We start from the raw sequence: 23,476 nt of genomic DNA, 5'->3' as shown, positions 1-23,476 counted from the left end.
TGGATGAGTTTCATTTGTACATAACGTGTGAAATATTACAATTTCCTTGCCACTATATTGCGTAAGATATAGCATTCCGCAATAATTCTGAGCGATCACAGCAACGTGGACCGGCCGCCGGACGGCGGCGTACTCCGGACGATTCCCCCTAGCCCCGTCGAGGCCCGATCGATGACGCGGTTGAACCGTTGGATCCTGCTGAAGCCGTTCCGTCGCATTGTTCGCACCTTGACGCGGCGCGCGGCCACCAGTCCGCGCCCGGCCGGCCTGCGCCTGACGACGCTCGAGGACCGGCTGGTGCCGGACGGGCGGCCGTTGCCGGTGCCGCTGGTGTTCGTCGGCGGGGCCACCGGCGCCCCGCCCCTGGTGCGGGCGTACTACGGGGAGACCGGGGAGCTGGCGTTCGAGCGGCAGCCGTTCGACGCCGGGTTCACGGGCGGGGTGCGGGTGGCCGCCGGGGACGTGAACCACGACGGGATGCCGGACCTGATCGCCGCGGCCGGCCCCGGGGGCGGGCCGCACGTGAAGGTGTACGACGGCCGCACGGGGGACGTGCTCAGCGGCCCGCTCGGGAGCTTCTACGCGTACGACGCCGGGTTCACCGGCGGGGTGTACGTGGCGAGTGGGGACGTGGACGGGGACGGGTGGGCGGACCTGGTCACCGCGGCCGGACCGGGTGCCGGGCCGCACGTGAAGGTGTTCAGCGGCCGGACCGGCGGGGAGCTGGCCTCGTTCTACGCGTTCGCGCCGGCGTTCGCGGGCGGGGCCACGGTCGCGGCGGCGGACTTCACCGGGGATGGTAAGGCCGAGCTGGTGGTGGGTGCCGGCCCGGGGGCCGGGCCGCACGTCAAGGTGTTCGACTTGGCTACCGGGCAGCCGATCGCGGGGCCGCTGGGCAGCTTCTACGCGTTCGACTCGGCGCTCACGAGTGGCGTCGAAGTCGGTGCGGACCTCCTGGCGGGTGACGTCACGGGTGATGGCCGGGCGGACCTGGTGGTGGGGACCGGGCCGGGGACCGGGTCCCGGGTCCGGGTATTCGACGGGGTGACCGGAGCCGTGGTGTCGGACTTCAGCCCGTTCGGGGCCGAGATGACGGCCGGGGTGCGGGTGGCGGTGGCGTACGTGAGCGACGACGGGGTGGCAGACGTGGTGGCGGCCACCGGGGCCGGGGTTCCGGGCCAGGTCAAGGTGTTCGACGGGGCCACGGGCGCGGAGCTGGCGGCCCCGATGACCGGGTACACGCCGTTCGGGGCCGGGTACACGGGCGGCCTGTACGTGGGGGCCAGCAACGACCCGGAGGACGTGAGCGGCGGGTCGGGCGGCTCCGGCGGGAGCGGGGGCAACTCGCCTCCGGTTGCGGTGGGTGACACCGTCACGGTCGGCTCGGGCACGCTGGCCGCGATCGCGGTCATGAGCAACGACTCCGACCCGGACCTGGACACGATCTACATCACGACCGTCGGCACGCCCTCCCACGGCACGGCGGCGGTCAGCGGGAGCGTGATCAACTACACCTCGAGCGCGGGATACTCCGGCCCCGACAGCTTCACGTACACGATCGCCGACGGGCACGGGCACACCGCCACGGCCACCGTCTCCGTTAACGTCAGCGGCGGGAGTTCGGGTGGGAGCGGCGGGAGCGGCGGCAGTTCGGGCGGGAGCGGCGGGAGCGGCGGCAGTTCGGGCGGGAGCGGCGGGAGCGGCGGCAGTTCGGGCGGAAGCGGCGGGGTCGTGATTTTTGATCCGATTCGCCCCAGCCAGCCAACCGAAACGTGTGTGTCCGCGGAACTGGTCGAGTCCGACGGGGCCGCGAACAACGGCGGGGTGACGAAGACCGAGTCCGGTGTGGAGGACACGGGCGCGGTGCGGGTGGTGCTGGCGAGCGTGGGCGGGGACGGGTTCGGGCCGGGGATGAGCAGCGGGGTGACCTGGAGCAACGCGCTCGGGTACGCCGAGGGGACGGCGGGCGCCGGCACCCAGGTCGGGGACTGGACCCGGCTGGTGTCCACCGACGCGACCACGGGCGACGTGGCGGTGATCACCTCGGCCAACTCGCGGGTCAGCTTCGACGCCGCGTCCGGGGGCGGATACACGACCGGGTTCGGGAGCACGATCCGGCTCAAGCTGGACGCCGTCAACAACGAGTACACGCTCACCGCCGGGGACGGCAGCACGCAGGTGTTCTACGACCTGTCCACGTCGGTCGCGCCGGAGCTGCGCGGGCGGCTCAAGTCGCGGGCCGACGCCGCCGGGAACGCCGTGTCGGTGACCGCGTACGACACGGCCGGGCGGCCCCTGGGGTTGCAGAAGGTGGACGCCGCGACCGGGGAGACGGAGCGGCTCGCGTACACGTACAACAGCGCCGGGCAGGTGGCCACGGTGACCCGCGAGCGGAAGCCGTCGGGCGGCGCGTTCGCGACCGTCCGGTCCACCGAGCTGAGCTACGCGACGCCGGCCGGGGCGAGCGGCCCGGCGCTGGTGGGCACGGTCGACAAGGACGGGGCCGGGGCGGTGCTGGGGGAGACGTACACCCGGTACTACGCGAGCGGCGCGACCGCCGGGTACGCCGGGGCGCTGAAGTTCCACCTGGGCGCCGACGCGGTGGCCCGGCTCAAGCAGGCGTACCCGGCCACCGCGCTGGACGCGCTGACCGACGCGCAGGTGTCTCCGTACGCGGACAACTACTTCGAGTACGACGCGAGCGGGCGGGTGACCAAGGTGGTGACGGCGGGGGCCGGGTGCAGCGCGTGCGACGGCGGGCTGGGCACGTACACGCTGTCCTACGACACGCGCTCGGCGGCCAGCTACGGGGTGAACGAGTGGCGGACGGTGGTGACCGAGACCCGGGACGACGGGACGGTGACCAAGCGGTACGCGAACACCAGCGGGCAGACGCTGTTGACGGCGGCGACAGAGCCCGGGGCGGGCGGGCGCACGTGGGTGAGCTACACCCGGTACACGGCCGACGGGCAGGTGGCGCTGACGGCAGCCCCCAGCGCGGTGACCGGGTACAGCGAGGGGTACGCGGACCTGGTCGGGTACAGCGGCGGGAACGCGACGTACCTGAGCGACACGGCCGGCCTGGTGACGGTGTACACGTACGGGAGCATCACCACCGCGACTCTCTCGGCCGCGGGCGACGCGATCGGGTACCTGAAGCAGTCGGCGATCCAGCAGGGTGAGACCGGGACGGCGGTGCCGCAGCAGACGCTCACCTACATCCTGAACACGGTGGGTGGGCTCGACTTCTTCCACCTGGCGTCGGAGACGGTGTACCGGAACGACAACGGGACCGGCGGGCAGACGACGAGCTACAGTTACACGTTCCGGTCCGGCACCAACGACATCGCTTCGACCACGGTCACGTTGCCGACCGTCACCACGGCGCAGAACGGGTCCAACAGCGCCACCACGGTCACGACGGTGAACGACGCGTTCGGCCGCCCGGTGTGGCAGAAGGATCAGGCCGGGTTCCTGACGTACACCGCGTACGACGCGGCCACCGGGGCGGTGGTGAAGACCATCACCGACGTGGACACGGCCCAGACCGGGACGTTCGCGAACCTGCCCAGCGGGTGGGCCACCCCGTCGGGCGGCGGGCTGCACCTGACGACCAGCTACGAGGTGGATGCGCTCGGGCGTGCGACCAAGGTGACGGCCCCGAACGGGCGGGTGGACTACACGGTGTACGACGACGACGCGCGCGAGGTGCGCACGTATGCCGGCTGGGATGCTACTACGAACCGCCCGACCGGGCCGACGACGGTGACCCGCACGGACGCGGCGAACGGGTACACCGAAACCCTGACGATGAGCGCGGCTCCGGCGGTGAGCGGCGGGCGGCCGACCGGGGCCGAGTCCATCTCCCAGGTGCAGTCGCTGTCCCGCACGTACGTGAACGCGGTCGGACAGGCGACGCACACGGACGCGTACTTCGCCCTGAGCGGGCTGACGTATTCGACGTCGGCGACGCTGGGCACCGAGGGGGTGAACTTTTACCGCACCCAGACCGGGTACGGGAAGACGGGGCAGTCGAACAAGGCGGTGAGCGCGGCGGGCACCATCACCCGCACCGAGTACGACGCGCTGGGGCGGGCGGTGAGCGTGTGGGTGGGCACCGACGACACGCCCACCACCGGGTTCTGGAGCACGACCAACCTGACCGGCACCAACATGGTGAAGGTGCGGGCGTACGAGTACGACGGGGGCGGCGTCGGGGACGGGAACCTGACCACGGTGACCGAGTACCCGGGCGGCGGGGCCGCTGCGCGGGTGACGCAGACCTGGTTCGACTGGCGGGGCCGGGCCGTGGCGGTGAAGCAGGGCGTGGAGTCGAGCGAGTCCACGAGTGTGAACCGGCCGCTCGTGTACACCGACTACGACAACCTGGGGCAGGTGACCAAGACCCGGGTGTACGACGCCGACGGGGCGACCCCCAGCGTGACGGGCGGGGTGCCACAGCCGCTCAGTTCCAGCCTGCTGCGGGCGCAGTCCACCACCAGCTACGACGAGTTGGGGCGGGTGTACCGCACCGACACCTACGCGGTCGACCCGGGTACCGGGAACGTGGGCTCCAACACGCTGTATTCGCTCACGTGGTACGACGCCCGCGGGCAGGTGCTCAAGACCGTGTCGCCGGGCGGCTTGGTGCAGAAATCCAGCTACGACGGGGCGGGCCGGCTCACCGTCAACTACACGACGGACGGGGGCGGGGACATCGGGTATTCCGACGCCGACGACGTGACCGGGGACACGGTTCTGACGCAGGCGGAGTACGGGTACGACGCGAGCGGGAACGTGCTGACGGTGACGAGCCGGGAGCGGTTCCACGACGCCACCGGGACCGGCGCGCTGGGCTCGCCGTCGGGCGGGATCGGGGCGCGGGTGAGCTACGCCGGGTACTACTACGACCTGGGCGACCGGCCCACGGCGAGCGTGGACGTGGGGACCAACGGCGGGACCGCGTGGACCCGGCCCGGCACCGTGCCGATGGGCACCGCCACCGTGCTGGTGACGCAGACCCGGTACGCGACGGACGCGGTGCAGTGGTTACAACTCACCGGGGCCAACGTGGGGGGCTCGTTCACCCTCACGTTTGGCGGCCAGACCACTTCGTCGCTGGCGTGGAACGCGTCCGCGGCGGCGGTGCAGGCGGCGCTGGAGGCGCTGTCCTCAGTCGGTAGCGGGAACGTGGCGGTGACGGCGGCCCCGGGCGGGTACGGGTGGGAGGTGCGGTTCACCGGAGCGCTGGGCAGCAAGTACCAGCCGGCGGTGGTGGCGACGGGCGGCAACCCGACCATGTCCGTGACCGTGGTCAACGCCGGCGGGGATGCCGGCTTGGCGGCCGAGGCGACCGACACGGCGGGGCGGGTGAGTCGCACCTACGCGGACGCGCTGGGGCGCACCGTGCGGACGGTCCAGAACTTCGTCAACGGGGTGGTGAGCGACGCAGACGACAAGGCCGTGGGGTACACGTACAACGGGGCCGGGATGACCAGCCTGACGGCGTACGTGACGGGCGGCTGGGGGCAGACCACCCAGTACCTGTACGGGGTGAGCCAGGGTACCGGCAGCGCGGTGGACTCGTTCGATGTGGCGGGCGCGACCCGGTGGCCGAACCCGAGCACCGGAGCCGCGAGTGCGTCCGAGCAGGAGGTCACGACGGTCAACGTGCTGGGGCAGACGCTGACGGCGACGGACCGCAACGGGAGCGTTCACACGCTGACGTACGATGTGCTCGGGCGGGTGGTGAGTGACGCGGTGACGACCCTCGGCAGCGGCGTCAGCGGTGCCGTACGGCGCATCGAGACCGCGTACGATGGCCAGGGGAACGCCTACCTCGTCACCAGCTACGACGCGGCCTCGGGTGGGAGCATCGTGAACCAGGTGCAGCGGGCGTTCAACGGGCTCGGGCAGATGGTGACCGAATGGCAGGCGCACGGCGGCGCGGTGAACGCCTCGACCACCCCGAAGGTGCAGTACGGGTACTCGGAAATGGCGAGCGGCACCAACCAATCGCGGCCCACGTCGATCACGTACCCGTCCGGATATGTGTTGACGTACAACTACGCGTCGGGGATAAATGACAGCATCAGCCGGCGGTCGTCGCTGAGCGATTCGACCGGCACACTGGAAGCGTACTCGTACCTGGGGCTGGGCACCGTCGTGGTTCGCTCGCACCCGCAGCCGAACGTGGACTTGAGTTACGTGAAGCTGGCCGCCGAGAGCGTCGGCGACGCGGGCGACCAGTACACGGGCCTGGACCGGTTCGGGCGGGTCGTGGATCAGCGATGGCTGAACCCAACAACCGGCACCGCGACGGACCGGTTCCAGTACGGATACGACGCGGCCGGGAACCGCACGTACCGCGACAACCTTGTCAATACCACGTTCGGCGAGGTGTACGGGTACGACGCCCTGGACCAGCTCGCGAGCTTCGATCGCGGCACCCTCAACGGCACCAAGACCGGGATCAGTGGCACGGTAGCCCGGAGCCAAGACTGGGACTACGACGCGGTGGGCAACTGGGACAGCGTGACCACCAACGGCGCCGCACAGACACGCACCGCGAACGCGCAGAACGAGATCACCGGGATCAGCGGGGCCACCACCCCGACGTACGACGCGAACGGGAACATGACCGGTGACGAGACCGGGCGCCAGTTCGTGTACGACGCCTGGAACCGGCTCGTGGCGGTGAAGAGCAGCGGCGGCGCCACGCTCAAGACCTATGGGTACGATGGACTCAACCGGCGGGTGAACGAGACCGTGACGGCGACGAGCGTAACCACGGACCTGTACTACTCGGCCTCGTGGCAGGTGCTCGAGGAGAAGGTCGGCGGCAACACGAGCGCGCGGTACGTGTGGAGCCCTGTGTACTTGGACGCATTGATCCTGCGTGACCGCGATACCGACGCCAACGGGACGCTCGATGAGCGGCTATGGGTGCAGCAGGACGCCAACTGGAACGTCACCGCGCTGGTCAACGGCAGCGGGAGCTTGGTCGAGCGGTACGCCTATGACCCGTTCGGCGTGCAGACCGCGTACAACGCTAGCCATAATGAAATAGACTTGGGAGGCGCATACGCATTTTATCACGGGTTTCAGGGCATGGAGGCCGATGCGGTGGCCGGTCTTAACCCGCAACGTAACCGGTGGTATAGCCCGACACTCGGGCGGTGGGTGAGCATCGACCCGATCCGGCTTGCCGGTGGAGATGTGAATTTTTACGGCTTCGTTGCGAACGGTCCGCTAAACGACACGGATGCAAGCGGATTGCAGAAACGCAAAATTGATGACGGTTTAGATAAGATTCCCGACGCCGATGTTGTGCGTGATCTGAAATGGAGCAAAGGTGGAACTGGTGAGATGCTGCATCATACACAGATTGTCAAGATTGAATTTACAGGGAAAACGCAAGAGCAGTTGGATGCAATCGCCAGCAATATATATTTTGACATGCAGCAGTTTAAGTATTTTAATGAAAATAATAACTCTCGAGTCATACCTCCTTTTAGAATCAAAGATGGTAGATGGTTTGCCGGATTTGAAGCTGTTGGCCTAAAAGGTTGGTCGAGCGGCCTAATAGCGGGTGATGGCCCCGGCAATATCAATTATGTGGAATTGTTTTTCAATCGCCCTAGGCGGCAAATCGAAGCCGTCACCGTCGGCAATCACTTGCTCGTTGGCTGGCGCACTTGGTCCGTAAGAACAGTAGATTTGAAGTGCAAGCAGCTTGTGATACTCGAAACCAACGCAGAAGAGAAGCGAAACGGAGCGTTGATAGAGGCTGGATTTCAGCTCAACAATCAAGGTAGAAAAGATACTGAAAAAGTCTGGAAGACATACTTGACTAATATGGCAAATGCTCACAAGGGTGATGGAGTTGTCGACGTTCGGCCACCCATCTCGGTATTCAAAAAGACTGACGCTGCGGCGGGAGGCAGAATGCCATATTTAGATGATTAATGTATTTATATAAATTATAGTGTTTTGTCCATTGACCACGGCCATATGGGTTGAATAGCTCGATTTGCCTAATAATCTAGCTCGTTGGGTTGCAGCATCTTATACGCTTCCCGGAGACAACTGCCGACAGCTACCACTGGAATGGCAGTTGTTTTTCGACTGCTTCTGAAAGCCTGCCCGGCAGTTGTTTCCTGGGAAGCGTATTGCTAGCCGTTGCAGAAAGAGTGCGATTCAGTTAGCAACCAACTCCTTGGAAAGGTGCCCTGCTGCAGTCACAGGAGTTGCACTCTTTCTGCGATGGCTAGTAGATCATGTAGACAGTCAACTCACGAGCTGCTGCCTAGCAAGCGGTTGCGGCGGCCAAACCCCTGGCCGCCATTGTGGCACTACATCAGACTGATTCAGGGTTTACGTCGAAAGTCAATTGCGGCTGTCCACACGGCCTAGACAATTTTCTAAATGGATACATTATGTTTTTTTTACGATCAACAGTCCACAAAGATGCGCAACAGCCATGTCAATCGTTGTGGCCGCAGCGGATCGCGATCTTGCTTGCTTTGGGTGGTTCACTTTGGGGCGTTCTACTATTCGGTACGTTTGGCGTGTCGGCGCTTATTCCGTTTCCATTCGGTATTGGGTACCTTATTACCATCGGTTACTGGGTGCGTGCAATCACAATTCCCACTCGAAAAGTGCGTCTGCTAATTTGGTCTGCGTCGCTCATTGTTCAAGCCTGTTGGCTTGTGCGATTTGGTCTAGCCAATGATCCACAAAACAGCACCTTCATTTTCTCTGCGTGGTGGGCCCTTTCAACGACTTGCTCAGCCGTCGCCTTGGTTGCTGATGCCCGGCCAGCACAATAGCCGGGCAGTCCTGCGCTCACAAACAGTCGGCGCGGTAACCGTTCACGGTGTCGCGAGTGGTGTGGGAATGAGTGACGGGCAGGCGTGCCTCTCGCGCAGCAATTCCCGGCGAGCGAAATTCGGCTTGAAAAGCTTGAATTCGTGGGCCTTTTTGGCCCCGGCGGGGAAGCTCGGTCGGCCCGAGGCGGCCGTCATTGTATCGCCCTCCGATCCCGTTGGGGCGTGGTCATGAGCCCACCCGTCGGTTCCCCGGGTGCTATGAGCACCTCCACTTCGATGCCCTGATCTCGCTCGCCCGGAACCGGTTCGACACGATCCCGGATGCGCGTCACGAGCCCACGTTCTCGTTGCCCGACACGCTCCTGGCGAGCCTGGCCCTGTTCGCCCTCAAGGACCCGTCCCTGCTCGCGTTCCAACGCCGCACCCTGGACCACAACCTGCGCCGTAAGCGCCCGGCGAAACACGTTGCTCGGGATGGAACGCGGGTAGCCCGCTGATCTCACGTGATCAGCGGGTTTGGGTGTCGCGGTTCGCTATTGGGATTTGTGCGGCGCGGCGGTGTTGGCGGGTCGGTCGCGGGTGCGATTGAGCAGCCACCGATCGGGTAGCCAGTCGCGCAGTTGCTCGGCGGTCGGCTCGTCGCCCAGCGCGAAGATCCCCGGCAGCGTGTCCCGCAGGTACGTCCACGGGTCGATGGACAGGTGCTTGCACGTCCCGACGACGCTGTACAGGGTCGCGGCCGTTCGCCCGCCCACCTCGCTACCCACCACGCCCCAGTTGTTCCGTCCGACGGCGACCGCGCGAAGCGTTCGCTCGGCCAGGTTGTTGTCGATCGCCAAGTACCCCGCGTCCCGGTCGCGGACCAGCGCCGCCCAGTTGTTCGTCGCGTAACCGACTGCACTCCCCAACGGTGACTTCGGCAACGCACTCGCCCGCGTCGTATCGAGCCACGTCCGCAAGTCGCTCAGCAGCCCTTCCGACGCCCGCACGCGGATCGCGCGCCGTTGCTCTTCTCGGGCGCGTCGTTGCTCGGTCGCGACCAGGTCGTCCGAAGGGGGCAACAGCGGGGGCAACGTCCGCTCGATCGCGTATAGCGGGCCGATCAGTTCGAGCGCTCGACCGGCTCGCTCCTCGCCGGCGTCGTGAGCGGCCACGAACTTCCGCCGGGCGTGTGCCCAGCAGCACACGTGCGTCACCTTCCCCTCGCGCTACAGCCCCTCGTACTGGGCCAGCGCGTCGGCCTGGAGGTAGCCCGCATAGCCGTCGAAGAACGCTCTCGGCCCGTCGGCCGTGTAGCCGGTGGTGAAGTCGAACACTACGTACGGGAAGTCCGCATCCCCGATCCCGACCCACCGGTGCGCCCGGGCCGTGCGGTTCTTGCCAGCGACGCGCAGCTTCACCGCCGTCGGGTCGCACTGGCGGCACGCGCAGCTCCGCTTGCGGGTCCGCAGGACGAAGAACCGGGGCGGGTCCAGGTCCAACTGCTCGGCCGTCTGCTCGCCGATGCATTCCCGCGCACGCCCGCACGCCGGGCACCGCTTCTGCTCGTCGGTCGGGTCGTGGACCACGTCCCGCCGTTCGAGATGTTCGGGCAATACCGAGCGCCCGTGCTCGTCGCGTCGGCGTGCGGGCTTCGGATCAGCCGGTGCGGGTTTCTTGCGCTCGCTGCGACGTCCGAACCGGTGCTTCGTCGCCGCGTCGAGTTTGGTCTTCAGTTCGGCGTTCTCGGCCCGCAGTCGGGTCCCCTCGGCCAGCAACGCGCGGACCAGCGCATGGAGCGCGGCCACGTCGGTCGGGAGTGGGGCGCCGGGGTCGGGGAGCGGGGCGTCCATGCCCGCGATGATGACCGCCGCGTGAGGGGTCGGCCAGCGAAAAGTGTCAGCGGGGTGTCGCGGGCGTGAACCGCTTGAACCGTCGGACGCGGGACAGGTCGATGCCGTCGAGGATCATGGCGAACTGGGCGGCCGACAGCTCGACGCCCGCGTCGGTCGCCTCGGCCGGGTCGGGAAAGTGATACCGCCCGGCTTCGAGTCGCTGGCACCACAAGCACAGACCGTGACCGCCCCAGTACAAGACCTTCACCCGGCCGGCCGTCTTGTTCCGAAAAATGAACAGGTGGCCGGACAGCGGATCGGCCTTGAGCCGGGACTGGACCAGGTTGAACAGCCCGTCGAACCCGAGCCGGAAGTCCACCGGCGTCGGCGCGTACCACAGCTTGACCGATGGCGGTATGGTCAGCACGGGATTGCTCCCACCGCCCGGAGCAACGCCGCGACGTGCTGCGGATCGCAGTCGGCCGAGAAGCGGAGCATCGCGCCGGAGGTGAGCACGACCTCGACGCCGGACGTGGGACGCGCGACCCGCACGGGGACGACGGTGAGCCGGTCGGCCGGTTCGGTAGCGCGCTCGGCCGCGAGCGTCCGCCGCCACTGGTAGAAGGCCGGGACGGAGACGCCCTCGGCCAGACAGAACTGTGCGACAGTAACGCCGGCGGTGCGGAACCGGTCGATCCGCTCGACCCACTTCTGCCGGGTGGCCGCCGGATCGCGCCGAGACGGGCGGCCCGGACCAATGGGCGTACTCGTCACATCGACCGGAAGAACAAACTCGTTCATCGCAAAACCCTCGGGGTGGAGAAACCAACCCCGAAGGTAAACAACTCGTCAAGGACGTGATCGACCGGGCGGGTGCGGTGCTGGCGAGCCACGACACGTTCGCACCTCGGTTCTGCATGCCCGCGACCCCGACCGAGAAGCCCGGTGTGGAGAAGCGAGTGCAGGATCTCGAGCGCCAGTGGGCGACACCCGTGCCCCGCGTGACGGATTTCGGCGCGTTCAGCGCGCATCTGCTCCGGCAGCGCCTCGCCTCCCGGGAACCCGCGTGCGGTGATAACGTGTTGTCAGTGGGCACTCGGTTCGAGCACGATCGCGCCGCCGTGTTGCCCGTTCCAGCCCACCATATCGTCTCGTTGTTCTGCCGCGCTGAATCAATCTGTCGCAGCGCAGATCGTCATGGCTTGAGCAGGTTGAGCCGGGTGAGCACCGGGTCACTAGCAGGCGTCGAGCTAAACCGGCCGAGCGTGTGGTGGAGCACCCTAAACCCAGCACCTAGCACCGACATTACCTCACTGGCTCCGAGCAGCCAGCGGAAGTGCCCGTCGTCGAAAAACAGGCGCGAGTCGTTGGACACGGGCGTCAGTGCAGATGCGTCCGCCGGATCACGGAACTCCAGACACACGACGGTTCCCGGCCGGACTTCTGCCAGTCGCCGCAGCAGTGCCCACTGCTGCCGGGACGAGAGGGTGTGCAGCAGCCAACGACAGTACATGCGCCCGTACCCGGACAGGTCCGCCATCAATGCGTCCCCGCCGCGGCCGGTATGCGGGTCGCACTCGTCCACCTCGAACCCCTGCGCCCGCAGATACGCGGCGTCTCGGCCGGACCCACTGCCCAGATCGATCACCCGCCCCTGGCCCCTGGCGAACGCCGCTGCCGCGACCGGCGCGAACGTGGAGTGCGACTCGCCCGTCGGCGGCGTCTGGCGCCAGTGCGCGGCGTTCACCCGCTCGACGATTTCGTCCAGAGGCACCGACCGCTCGGTCCGGTGGTCGTAGGTCTTGATCTGGTACGTGCCGTAGTCGCCGTACAGGCTCCGCAGCACGGCCAGTGGGCACGCCGGCGCGAGTCGCGGAGTCCCCTCGAACAGGACCGGGCGGAACGGCAGCACTTGTGGCGCCGGGAACCGGTACACGCGGTTGGCGAACCGCGTCAGCACCTCGCCTCCGAACACGTCGTACGGGAACACGTCGACGAACGGCCAGCGCCACGGCAGGTCGGGCCGGCACACCGCCCCGTCGCGTCGGAACAGCTTCAGGAAGTGGGCCTTGTGGTGAACGATTCCGATCCCGCGGGCCGCACAGAACGCCTCCAGGGCGGGCACGTCCGACCGCGGCAGCAGCAGATCGATGTCGTCGTCCCACGGGATGAACCCGCCGTGCCGCACCGCCCCCAACAGGTTCCCCCAGAACAGGGCCGCCCGCGGGGCCAGGAACGGGTCCAGTTCGGTCAGGAGGTCGAGCGCCTCGTGCTGCTCGGGTAAACGGGCCATGCGGTTCTCGTGAGTGGATTCAGGGAGACCAGGGAAGCCGTTGCGCGTCAGGGCCGGCGACCGGGGGGCGGCCCGTCGCGACTCCTCAACCGTCGAATGCCGATTCCGCAGGTAGAACGGTGGTTCCGGCCCGCGCGATGAGGTCGGTGGTGTGGTACCCGTCGAACTCGGGCAGCGTGTGGAACCGGCCGGCCGCCATCAGATGGCTGTAGTAGGTGTGGAGGAACGCCGGATCGCCGGCCCCGTGGATCAGGTAGTCGATCCCGAGGGCGTCGAGTGCGGCCACGGGCGTCCGGAGCGGGTAGTGGGGGATCACCGCATCGACGTACCGGCACGCCCGCACCACCTCCACCCGGTGCTCGTGCGGGACCACCGGCCAGCGCTTGTAGGTGGCCGTGGTGGCGTCGTCGATCACCCCGGCGGTAACGTGGCCGTACAACGCCTTGGCCCGCGCGAACAGGCGCACGTGGCCCACGTGGAACAGGTCGAACACCCCGTCGATGAGGACCCGCAGTTCGGAGCGAGCCGCGGGCGGGTGCGAGGCGAGTGCGGGCGGGGCGTGGGACGTGCGCCAGCCCGCACCGTACCAGTGATCGAGAAGTTGGGGTGCGTATCGCGGTACCGCGACCGGATGCCCGGCGACCGATAGCTCCTCGGCCCCGCAGAAATGGAACTCGTATCCGAACCGCTCAGGAGCGCACGCAATCACGCGCGTGATCCCGCGGCGCTCGGTGCGCCACAACCGCACACACCGGCCGTCGGCTCGCGCCAGTGAGACCACATTCGGATCGGCGCGGCGCCCGTTCGGTAATTCATCGGGTAACGACGGGCACGCCAGGAGCATGTCCCGACACGCGGAGAAATCGCTCGCGTCCACGCCGATGTCGATGTTGAGGTCCGCCCGAGGTACCGGCTCGGGCGCACGGTGGGCGAGCCACAGGGCGTCGAACAGGAGCCAGTGGCGGACGCCACAGCTACGCAGGCGTTCGAGGACCGGGCGGGCGAAGCTGAGCATGAATCAAGAATCGCGTGAATGATCCGCGCGGTCGCAGTGTGACCGTACGCGCCGACCCACACATCTAATCGCCCAAACCGGCCTTGGGGAAGGGAAGGAGCGCGATTTTCGGGGGATTGGTCGATTGTGATGATTTCGAGTAGGCCGCATGCTTCTGTCAGGTGCCGGTTGCTCGTTCTTCTGGGGGAATTGGCACTCCGGTGCATCTGCCCCTGACCTGCTCACCTTGCGCGGCATGAGCAAACGGGTACAATCAAATACCCGCCGAAGCGGGGCACGTGCCGAGGTGTAACAGAAATGGGCTGGGACAAGGGCGGCCTGTACTACACGCGATCCCGCCGCGTCGGTCGACGCGTCGTCCGCGAATATGTTGGTAGCGGACCGGTCGGCGAACTGGCCGCCCAACTCGACGCCCTCGATCGCGACCGGCGAAAAGGTGAGCGAGCCGACGCCCACGCCGAGCGTGAGCGACTGGCGGGACTCGACGCGCCTCTGGACGAACTGAACGCACGGGCCGACGAACTGGTCCGGGCGGCTCTGGTCGCGGCCGGGTTTCACCAACATAAACGTGGCGCGTGGAGGAAGAAGCGTGGCTGACGCAACGAAGCCGCTCCCCCCGGCAGAGCCCGAACTGCCGAAGACGGCCGCCGAGATCCGAGCGCTGCTGAAGCGCACCCACGCCGGCGATGAGAGCACCGCTCCGGTGGTGCGGAAGATGTTGCAGGACCCGGCCTGCGTCCACCTGTTCGGCGGCGACTTGGCCCACGAGGTCGTCGCGTCGTTCACCCGGGCGATGGCCGGCGACAACGTCAGCTTCCGTGAGGCGGTGCTGAGGAAGTTGGAACTGCTCCGGGCCGAGCTGCTCGGCGAGAACCCGACGCCCGTGGAGCGGGTGCTGGTCGAGCGGGTCGTGGCGTGCTGGCTTCAAGTGCAGGACGCCGAGCTGCGCGCCGCACAGGGCCAGAAGGACACGTCGTTCCGGCAAGCCGAGTTCCATCAGCACCGGATGGACGCCGCCAATCGCCGGTTCCTGGCGGCGGTCAAGACGCTCGCCCAGGTGCGCAAACTCGCGATCCCGGTGCTTCAGGTGAACATTGCGAAGAAACAAGTTAACGTGGCCGCCTCGGCGGCTGTTATCGTTGGAGCAAATGGCTAGCGACGAACCAAGGCCGCTGGCGCTCATTCGGCGAGTGACGGGAATCGAATTGGGTGTAACCGGTCGGGCTCTCGCGGAAAGCGGCGCTTTCAAAGGTTTTTCTCGTTCGGTGGCCTCTCCGCATGGCCGAATGGGGTTCATTTGGGTTGGGCTCCGGATTTCGCTGCGATCGTGGTGCCCGTACTCGCCGACACGCTCCGCCCGGATTCCGCAGAACCGCACCGTTGGAATCCAAGAAGATCCCAAATCCACTTAATGATGCCACCGACAAGTACGCCAGTGCATGCTACCGCTGAACTTCCCTCAGAGCGCCCGACCGGTTTCACCCAAATCATTGGGCAAGAGCGCGCCCGGAAATCGCACGCTGTGTTGTAAAACCCTTGTCTGACAGCCGTTCGCGGCGAAACGCGGGGTTAACATTTCGCGGCACAATTCTGCCGCAAAACGCCTCCGGCCGCTCACCCGGCGCGGGCTTCGGTCGAAGAGCGCGCGCCCAGACCGCGAACCACGGTCACGAACACCGACACCGCGCGTCGCAACTCCGTCATGTTCTCGGCCGCGTGGGCGCGAACCACGGCTTCCGCCGCGTCCTGGACCGTCGTGCGGCATCCGCTCACCCCGAGTTCACTCACCAGCGTGTCCGCGGTGTACATGAGCCGGTGCGCGAGGTCACCGTCCCAGGCATCCGAAACGGTCGGGGACTTCATGTCTGCGGGCGCCAGCGATTCGTTCGCCAGCGCCGCGACCAACTCCGGCAAGTTGCGCCGAATGGCCTCACGATCAGCCGCGGCGAGTCTGGTCGCCGGTCGCACCGCTAACTTGCCGTCCACCACCGCGAGCAGGAAGCCTCGCCCCCGGAGCGCTGTGATTAGGTCGCGGGTGTTCATGGGGCGAACACCTCCACGTCGTTCGTAAACAACTCGTCCGCGTGTGCGTGTCGACCGTTCGTGCTCTCGGTACCGCCTCCTGTTCCCGAAACCGGGACAACCGGGACAAACGAGCCGGTATTTCCCTTGGCCAGTCCCGGTTGCCCCGGTTGTCCCGGTTTCCCCAGCAGGAAGTCGGCGGCCAGCACCAACACGCGCCGGCGCACGCCCTCTAGGGTGACCGGGTAAGCGGTCCGATCGCCGTCGGTGCGCACCAGCACGCCGCTCTCTTTGAGCCGCCGGTACAAGGTCTGTTGCGTGACCGGATACGCTTGTCCCTGTTCGTGCGCCAGTTCCGACAGCGCCGCGAACGCGCTGTCCGGGTCCAAATACACTTCTTCACCCGCAACCCACCCGATCTTGCGCCCGCGCGGCTGACAGCTCACACGCGCCTCGCCGAACCCGGTGCGGCTCTCGCGAGCATCCCAGCCCCAGGCCGCGACCGATGGCGGGGCGCCAGGTTCCTTGCCGTCCGGCCCCGCGAGGTGCCCGCGCCCGCTACTCAGCACCGCCCCGAGCATCTCCGGGAACCGGGCCACCGGGTCGGCGGCTCGCTGGTGCTCACCTTGCTGGCCTGCCAGCGCCCGGAACGCGACCTCACCACGGCGCCACAGTTCCTCGCGCTGTGGTCGGTCGATGGCCTGAATGTCCCCCGCGAACGCGAGCAGATACCGCAACCCGAGCAGCAGGTTGGCGATGATGTCGGGGGTGCGAGCGTGCGAGAACTGACCCACGAACTGGTCCCGCAGTTGAACCCGCTCGGCATCAAGGCCGCCGCGGACATTTGCGTACCGCGGCGCCAGCCACGCGATGAACCCCGCCATTGCGGCGGCGTGTAACCCGTCCGCTGCGTCCTTCTGGCACGCCGACAAGCGAGCAAGGTTCACGTCCCCGCGCCGCACTGCAACCACGCCCAACCGAGCGGTGATCGAGTGTCCACGCGGAACGTCCTCGCCGGTCGCCAGGATCAGACCCCGCGGCGGCTTCGGCGGGCGCAGCGTGCCGTCGGCCCGCATCCGCTGGCGCCCGGCGCTGTTGCCCTGGCCGCGGATCAGCCGCTCGGCGGTGCGGTGCTGCCGGTCCGCGTCGGCGCGGGAGGTCGGCGGGGCGAAGTCGTCGATCACCAGCACCGCGTCCTTCACGGTGAACGCCAATCCTTCGAGCGCGTTGTCGGTGGACGCCCAGTTCCCCGGCAACCGGCTCCGGGTCATACCGGCGCCGAAGTGCTGTTGGGCGAGCGCCGCGAGTTCGCTCTTCTGCGCACCGGTCAGCCCCGAGAGCCAGAGCGCGAAGTCGGCGGGACCGAGTCCCGCGCGGTACACGGTTGCGACCAGCGGGAACGCGACCGCGTCGGGAACCAACCCGTCGAGCAACCCCAGAGAGGCGCGAACCGCGCCCCGGAGCGCATCGCCGGCGAGCGGCGCCGGGAACTGGAACCCAGAGGCCGCGCCGTCGAGTCGCACATCTATCGATGGGGAAACCGGGACACCTGGGACACTCGGGACGATCGCACCCGCGCCGTGCAGGTAGCACCACCGGCGGCCGATCTCGCGCCACCCGGTGTGTGTGTAGACCGTGGCCGACGGGATGTCGTCCCCGCTCATCTCCTGAATCGCGCACCGCAGGTGATCGCGCTTCCCGCTGCCCGCCTGGATCACCAACGTCGGCCCGAACTTCTCGACCACCCAGTCCAGCGCCCCGAACCGCTCCACCGGCACCCCAGCGACGCGCGCGGGCTTGTGCCCCTGTTCCACCCGGACCGCGAACTCGCGGGCCTGTTCGGTCCCGTCGTCGGTGACCGTCTCGCCCACGATCTTAGCGATGAAGTTGGCCAGCTTGGTCTTCTTGGCGACCACCAACTCGTCCGTGTCCTCGTCCCGCGCGAGCACGCAGTGGAACGTGTTGCCGCGGACCGCGGTGTACCCGCTTTCGGTGAATGCGGTCGCATCAATGGGGACCGCCTCCGGCTTTGGGTTCGCGGCCGGGTTGGTGGCGTTGAGGATCTGACGGAGTCGTTCGGCGCCGTGACGGACGAGGAAGTCGTCGAGCCCGTTTTTGGCCCCGTCCGGTTCAGCGGGCAACCGCACGACCCGTACCTCGGCCCCGTGGCGGATCAACACCTCCGCGAGCGCCTTCTCGGCTCGGGCCACATCGGAGTTCGACGCGGCGTCGCTGTCGAAGCAGATGTACACGCGGCGCCCCTTCCATGCGACGCCCGCCAGGTCGTGGTTGAGCGCGAGCTTGCCGACCTTCTTGCCGTTCTTCTTCTCGCGCGGCGCCACCCAGCACCAGACGCCGGGCAGCGACACGCACGGGAACCCGTGCTGGGTCGCGGCCAGCGCCTTCTTGCACCCCTCAGTAACGAGCAGCGGCGCGGTCGGCTCGCCCAGCGCGCCGCGGGCACCCGCAGGAACGTACAAGCGGTTCGGTCGCTGGCGCGGGTTCTCGTACTTCACCTTCCCGGGCTTGTCCGCCCGGTCACGTGGGCGGTCCGGCTTCACTGCGGCGTGGTGCAGCGGTCGCCCGTCGCGGTCGAAATGCGGGTACACCAACACCGGCCCGAGCAACTTGGCGCGGGTCACACTCCAATTGATGAGCGCGGCGACCTCCTTCGGGTCGGACTCGGAGTACACACCATTCGCCGTGCCCGTTTCGTCCGTCAGCCCGGACGCCCGGAGTTCGGCCCGGTGGTTCGGCAGCAGTTCGGGCTTTTTGGTGCCATCGGTGGGCTGTTCTGCCCGCGCCGCACCGCCCTGACCCACAGTTTCGGTGTCGGCTGCCTCGGGGCCGAAATCGACAGTGATTTCTTTCGGGCTCTCATTGCGATCGCCGGACCCATTTGATACGGTGAAGTCCATAGGTTTCTCCAGTCGGTCCGGGGCGTCAGTTGCGCGGCTCCCCGGGCCGATTTCGTTGAGTGGTGAGTGAAGTTGGCCGGGTAGGGATCAGGCGCCCATCTTCTTGAGCGCCGCGACGGCCTTCTCGGTCGCACGCGTGTGAGCTGCGGGTGCGCGGGTCGTGGGTGCGACCGGAGTAACAGCGGGGGTTGCGGCTTCGGTGAGCGCGGCGACGAACCGGGCGACGGCCTCGCGGGACGTGAGCCAGCGCCCGCCGACCCGGGCGGCCTCCAGCTTGACGACCCGCCCTTCGCCCGCCCGGGCGCCTTTGGTCACCCAGCGGAACACGGTGGACGGATCAACGGACGCGCCGCCGCGGTGCCCCGGGAACAGGCGCCCGGCGGCGGACAGTGACAGCCCCGCGCCCACCTGGATTTCGGCCAGCACCGGCAGCGCGGATGCGGCTTCGGAAACGGTTTCGGCCATCGTGAACCTCCTCGCACGGGTTGTGCTGAGGTTCACAATGGCCGATGCGCGGCGGAGTTGTAATTGGGCCGAAACGGGGCAAAAGGTTTCGCCCCGGTCACCCGTTCTTGAGATAGCCGCGGAGCGTTTCAGAGGTGTATCGGACCTTGAATTGCTGAAACACCGCGTCGGGAATGTACTTCCACGGCACTTTCTTCTCACGCAGTTCGCGGACGTACTTCACCACCTCTGGTTTGGTATCGTCGAGCGGACGCCCGGTTTTCCGTGCCGCTTCGCGCTGGAGCGGAGGGGTGGCGCGAACCGCATCTGGCACCCCCGGCCCCGGTGTCGTGGTCGTTACTACCGCGTGCGGCCGAAGATCGCTAAGTTGGTCGCCGTTGATCGTCACGGTCTCGCGCGTGTCGCCGTCCAGCACGAACCACACGCCATCGCGGGTCGCCCACAGTTCCAGGTTCCGCTCGGCGAGCAAGCGCTCGGCGAGCCACGGATCGTTCAACCGCTCGGGTGTCTGCGCGAGGTATTCGGGGCATGTGGGGCGCCCGTGGTATTGGCACGCCGCAAGCGATACTAAGTGCTCGCGCCCGGCGTGGTCCCGAAGGGAAATGTGCGCCGTCGGATCATTTGTCCTTCGGAGCGGTCTCATTGTGGAGTTTGGGTTAGTCAGTTCCGCAACCGCCCCCCACCTCGCCTGATCGAACGGGGCCGCGAACGGCGCGCCGGGGTGGCACCGGCACCGGTTCCGCACACCGGTGTCGTGCCCGACCCAGTGGACGGTGGTTCCTTCGGGGAGCGGATACAGCCGACGAATCGCCTGTTCCGCGAGCGATAACAGCGAGGGCGGAAGTACGGGATTCGCGTCCGGGCACGCGGTCGGGGTGCTCCCGGCGATCACCTTGCAACTCAGACCGGTAACCTGAACCCACTCACCCGTCCCGGCGCTAATGTGGTCGATTGTGCAAAGCCCGTGGCGAAGCTGATCTCGGCTGGCTTGTTGTAATTCATCGAGCGTGACCCGCTGGACGCCTTCAAGCAAATCGGCTGCTTCGTCGAGCGTCAGTTCGTTGGCGTGCTGTGGTTGCCACCGTTGCCGCTGGCAGATTTTTGCCCGCAACCGGCGCACCTTCGAGGTATTGATCCCCGCTTCTCCGGGTTCGAGGTCGCACAGTACCTCAATCCGCCGTATCCCCTGCATCTCGCTCTCGTCGGGTAGCAGATGCGCGGATGAAGGGTCCGTAGCTACGAGACCTCTTCGTAATTGTTCATGCTGGTTGAGGCGCTGGAACTCGCGGTTCCGTTCGGCGCCTTCAAGGTACTCAAGCAAGCCCCCCAACGTGGAACGTAACTTAACCGGTGCGCCCGGGCCATCGGACGGAGGTTGGGTTGCCGCTCGGCCGACACCCGCGCGGTCCAACCACCCCCGGCGAGCCAGTTCCGGTCGTGCGTGCCCAACAACCCAGTTGTGCGCCTCGCGAACGAGTTCCAAGATGGGAGAACTCGGGTCGAACTCCGGCCACTCGACACCGAGGATGCCGGCCAGTTCCGCAACGCACCGCCGAAGTTGATTTCGTGCCCAAGCGTGGTGCCGCGGTGGTTCGTCCCAGAGGCGCTGCATCGGATCGGTTCGGTACGCCAACCGGCGGAGCCACGCCCATTGCTCGTCGGTCGGAGTTCCGAGCAGAAACGTAACCGCCTCAAAGAACTGCGATTGGTCGTAGCGCGTTGTCAAGGAACTGTCGCCGGGTCGATCTTCCAGCCCCCGCCGCGGGTCACACTCGGGGCAATACTGCGCCACCCACTCCACCGTGGGAAAGGTGCCGAGGCCCGGGTCATACGGGAGTTCGTAGAACCACACGCGCTCTGCGCCCGACCACCCGGCCCGGCGCTCGGTGAAACGCAGTGCTTCCAAGAGCGCGACAATGTCCTCAATGGCGCTCATCACCTCGTGCGGGGCGAGCCGGTCGTGTTGGGGGACAATGCCGATGAACAGGTCATCGACCCAGGACGCCATCCAGTCGGCAATCAGGGCGTCGGGAAAACGCATGCCACCCGGAAGGGCAGCGTTGGCTTGGTTTACGGTTGCGACGAACTGATCGTAGTCTTCGCGCTTCACCCGCCACCGCTCCGCGAAAGGAGAGATGGGTTGGTGTCGGAAAGCCGCGGGGAAATGTGGGGCAGCATCCGCGCCGGCGGTGGGCGCGGGTGCTGAATGGTTCAACAAGGAAAGACGGGCAGATTCGACGGTCGTTCGCACGGATTCAGGCATGTAAAGTACCCGCACACCGGGCCGAGCGGCAGGGAAGACGGCGGCTCTTGCGCCCGCCCGAACACCCACGAACCACCCGTTTGCAACCGGGCGGCGACCATGTGTTCACAAGTATACCAATAGATTGCGAGGGGCGCGTAGATCAACTTCCGTTGTGCCCTCACCCGATCTTGGCAGCGAGGGCCACGGCCAGTTGTTCGTTGCGTTCGGCGTACACCTGCGTTACATCGGCACGCGAGTGACCGAGAAGCACTTGGGCGGCTTCGAGGCCGTGTTCCTTTCGGACCCGAGTCGCGTAACTGTGGCGGAGTTGATTCGGGTGCCAGCGGTGCTCTTGCTGCCACGCCAGAAGACGCGCCTTCTCATCCACCGTTAACCGACTCGCCCACGCGACTCGCGTTTCGCCGGACTGCTGCGCGAGCGGTGCCGCGGCCGGGAACGCTTCGTCACAGGCGCGGGCGACGGCGCGAGAATACGAGCGGTGGTCGTATTTGTCTGTCGGTGCGCGCCTCGGCCGTGCCTTCCGCTTGCCGACGTTCCGTTTCATGTGGCTGGGGTATCGAGGCGTCTTACGGTTCGCGGCGCGCTCGGCTTGGTGCTCTTCCATCGCACGCTCCGGGCTAAACAGGTAGTCACTCGCTTCGGTGGTGAAGAATTCGTTGAGTACCAGTTGAGCTTTCGGGCCGATCGCGATAACGCGACTTTTCCCCTTCCATGCGGTCTTGTGCGTCTCCGGGCGGTACAGCCAGACGGGACCGCTCATGTCGATGTCGCACCGGCGCAGGTTGCACGCCTCCCCGGGTCGGCACCCGGTGAACCGCTGGAACTGAACCAACCCGCGAACGAAACGGTTCAGGTATGGCAGCGTTGCATCGACCACGACATTTTCGACCGGCCCGACCGGTTCGGTCTCGCGCGCTGCGGATCGCCCGCGAGTAAGTCCGCTGACAGTGGTGAGCGCTTGGTAGGTCGCCACCGGAACCAGTTCTTCAGACGACGCCCATTTAAACATGCGCCGGACGAGGTTCACGCGCCGGTTGCATTCCGAACGCGCGAGGTTCGCGTTCACCCACCTGCGCTGAACGGCCTTGAGACGCAGTGGGCCAAACTCGGCAGCGGGCGTCTCGGCATACAACTCCCGAAGCGCCTTGACTACCAACCTGATCTCGTTGAACTCGCTGGTCAGCTTCCCGTCCGCGCCGCGGTAGTGTCGTTCGGCGTGTTGGAGGTACGCGACCATCACCTCGGCGAGCGTCATTCCCTGTGTGGGAGCGGTGACCGCGGCAGGCGAGGCGTCGAGTTCGAGCAGGAGGGTTGCGAACGCGGTGCGCGACTCGCGCGACTCGAACGCGCCGGGAAGCAGCTTGAACCGGCGTGTCCCGGTCGCGTCGGTCCAAACGGCACGACCGCGGCCAGATTGCTTGTGGAGGCAGTAGGTCGGAACAGACTTGCGCTGTGCGGGCATCGGGCACGTCCCCCCGAAGCGTGAAACGATTTCACACTTCGCGTCGTTTGGGGCCGCACCCGGCAACTCACCGGGGTAAGCAGAAACTGCTTCGGCAGAAAGGGCTTGCGATCACTTCGAGCCAGTAGCGGGGGTGGGAATTGAACCCACGACTCCTCGCTTATGAAGCGAGTGCTCTAACCTCTGAGCTACCCCGCCAGGGTATATTTAACTTACTCACCAGCGGCACTCTGGCAAGACAGTGTTGAGCGGTTCGAGGTTCACCGCCACCCCGAACTTGGCACACGGGTCACAAAAGCAGAATTGAATTCAAGGATTGTGCCGTCTGTGTCGATAAATTGGGTACGGCTCACCGGAAGGCTGTCGGCGTGGGGGACGCGCGGCACCACC

12 protein-coding genes, 1 tRNA gene and 2 pseudogenes are annotated in these 23,476 nt (G+C 66.7%); 4 read left to right on the top strand and 11 right to left on the bottom strand.

The features are described from left to right. Nucleotides 1-171 precede the first annotated feature (171 nt). Together GobsT_RS24445 and GobsT_RS24440 are read left to right on the top strand one after the other, a co-directional pair. Nucleotides 172-7,968: an Ig-like domain-containing protein gene (locus tag GobsT_RS24445; RefSeq protein WP_010037304.1), complete on the top strand. Its 7,797-nt coding sequence runs from the start codon at nt 172-174 to the stop codon at nt 7,966-7,968. A gap of 1,057 nt (nt 7,969-9,025) precedes the next feature. Continuing rightward, nucleotides 9,026-9,328 carry a hypothetical protein gene (locus GobsT_RS24440; RefSeq protein ID WP_232068415.1) on the top strand — a complete coding sequence of 101 codons (303 nt, stop codon included), beginning with the start codon at nt 9,026-9,028 and terminating at the stop codon, nt 9,326-9,328. 36 nt (nt 9,329-9,364) lie between these two features. On the opposite strand, the pseudogene tnpC reads toward GobsT_RS24440, so the two are convergent. The 5 genes and pseudogenes from tnpC to GobsT_RS24415 form a co-directional block, all read right to left on the bottom strand. After that, nucleotides 9,365-10,663, bottom strand: a pseudogene (tnpC, locus tag GobsT_RS39920) (IS66 family transposase). A gap of 46 nt (nt 10,664-10,709) precedes the next feature. Continuing rightward, entirely contained in the window at nt 10,710-11,072 is a 363-nt protein-coding gene (gene tnpB / locus GobsT_RS38955; RefSeq protein ID WP_010037309.1) for an IS66 family insertion sequence element accessory protein TnpB, read from the bottom strand. After that, nucleotides 11,066-11,446 carry an IS66 family insertion sequence element accessory protein TnpA gene (gene tnpA, locus GobsT_RS38950; RefSeq protein WP_010037312.1) on the bottom strand — a complete coding sequence of 127 codons (381 nt, stop codon included), beginning with the start codon at nt 11,444-11,446 and terminating at the stop codon, nt 11,066-11,068. The genes tnpB and tnpA overlap by 7 nt, the downstream gene beginning before the upstream one ends. Nucleotides 11,447-12,772: 1,326 nt before the next feature. After that, nucleotides 12,773-12,899: pseudogene (locus GobsT_RS41215) on the bottom strand (LicD family protein); the annotation flags it as partial. 124 nt (nt 12,900-13,023) lie between these two features. Further along, a complete protein-coding gene (locus GobsT_RS24415; RefSeq protein WP_010037318.1) occupies nt 13,024-13,953 on the bottom strand; it encodes an FAD synthase family protein in 930 nt (309 codons plus the stop codon). Between the two features lie 297 nt (nt 13,954-14,250). On the opposite strand from GobsT_RS24415, the gene GobsT_RS24410 reads away from it, so the two are divergent. Both GobsT_RS24410 and GobsT_RS24405 read left to right on the top strand, forming a co-directional pair. Further along, on the top strand, nt 14,251-14,550 hold the full coding sequence (locus tag GobsT_RS24410; protein WP_010037320.1) for a hypothetical protein: 300 nt from the start codon (nt 14,251-14,253) through the stop codon (nt 14,548-14,550). Next, complete coding sequence (locus GobsT_RS24405; RefSeq protein ID WP_010037323.1) at nt 14,543-15,109, top strand: hypothetical protein; 567 nt, start codon at nt 14,543-14,545, stop codon at nt 15,107-15,109. The genes GobsT_RS24410 and GobsT_RS24405 overlap by 8 nt, the downstream gene beginning before the upstream one ends. A 458-nt stretch (nt 15,110-15,567) precedes the next feature. Here GobsT_RS24405 and GobsT_RS24400 read toward each other — a convergent pair whose 3' ends face one another. The 6 genes from GobsT_RS24400 to GobsT_RS24375 form a co-directional block, all read right to left on the bottom strand. After that, entirely contained in the window at nt 15,568-15,996 is a 429-nt protein-coding gene (locus GobsT_RS24400; protein WP_010037325.1) for a hypothetical protein, read from the bottom strand. Beyond that, on the bottom strand, nt 15,993-18,893 hold the full coding sequence (locus GobsT_RS24395; RefSeq protein WP_010037327.1) for a DUF3854 domain-containing protein: 2,901 nt from the start codon (nt 18,891-18,893) through the stop codon (nt 15,993-15,995). The genes GobsT_RS24400 and GobsT_RS24395 overlap by 4 nt, the downstream gene beginning before the upstream one ends. Nucleotides 18,894-18,980: 87 nt before the next feature. Continuing rightward, on the bottom strand, nt 18,981-19,358 hold the full coding sequence (locus tag GobsT_RS24390; protein WP_010037329.1) for a DUF1580 domain-containing protein: 378 nt from the start codon (nt 19,356-19,358) through the stop codon (nt 18,981-18,983). Nucleotides 19,359-19,455: 97 nt separating this feature from the next. Beyond that, entirely contained in the window at nt 19,456-21,468 is a 2,013-nt protein-coding gene (locus tag GobsT_RS24385; protein WP_010037332.1) for a hypothetical protein, read from the bottom strand. A gap of 313 nt (nt 21,469-21,781) precedes the next feature. Continuing rightward, nucleotides 21,782-23,086, bottom strand: coding sequence for a tyrosine-type recombinase/integrase (locus tag GobsT_RS24380; RefSeq protein ID WP_010037336.1), 1,305 nt, complete (start codon nt 23,084-23,086; stop codon nt 21,782-21,784). Nucleotides 23,087-23,211: 125 nt separating this feature from the next. Next, nucleotides 23,212-23,284: transfer RNA gene (locus GobsT_RS24375), tRNA-Met, on the bottom strand. Between the last annotated feature and the right edge of the window lie 192 nt (nt 23,285-23,476).

The sequence above is a fragment of the Gemmata obscuriglobus genome (genome assembly GCF_008065095.1).
Taxonomy (GTDB): domain Bacteria; phylum Planctomycetota; class Planctomycetia; order Gemmatales; family Gemmataceae; genus Gemmata; species Gemmata obscuriglobus.
Note: the sequence above shows the minus strand (reverse complement) of the source record. Positions and strands in the feature narration are given on the sequence as shown.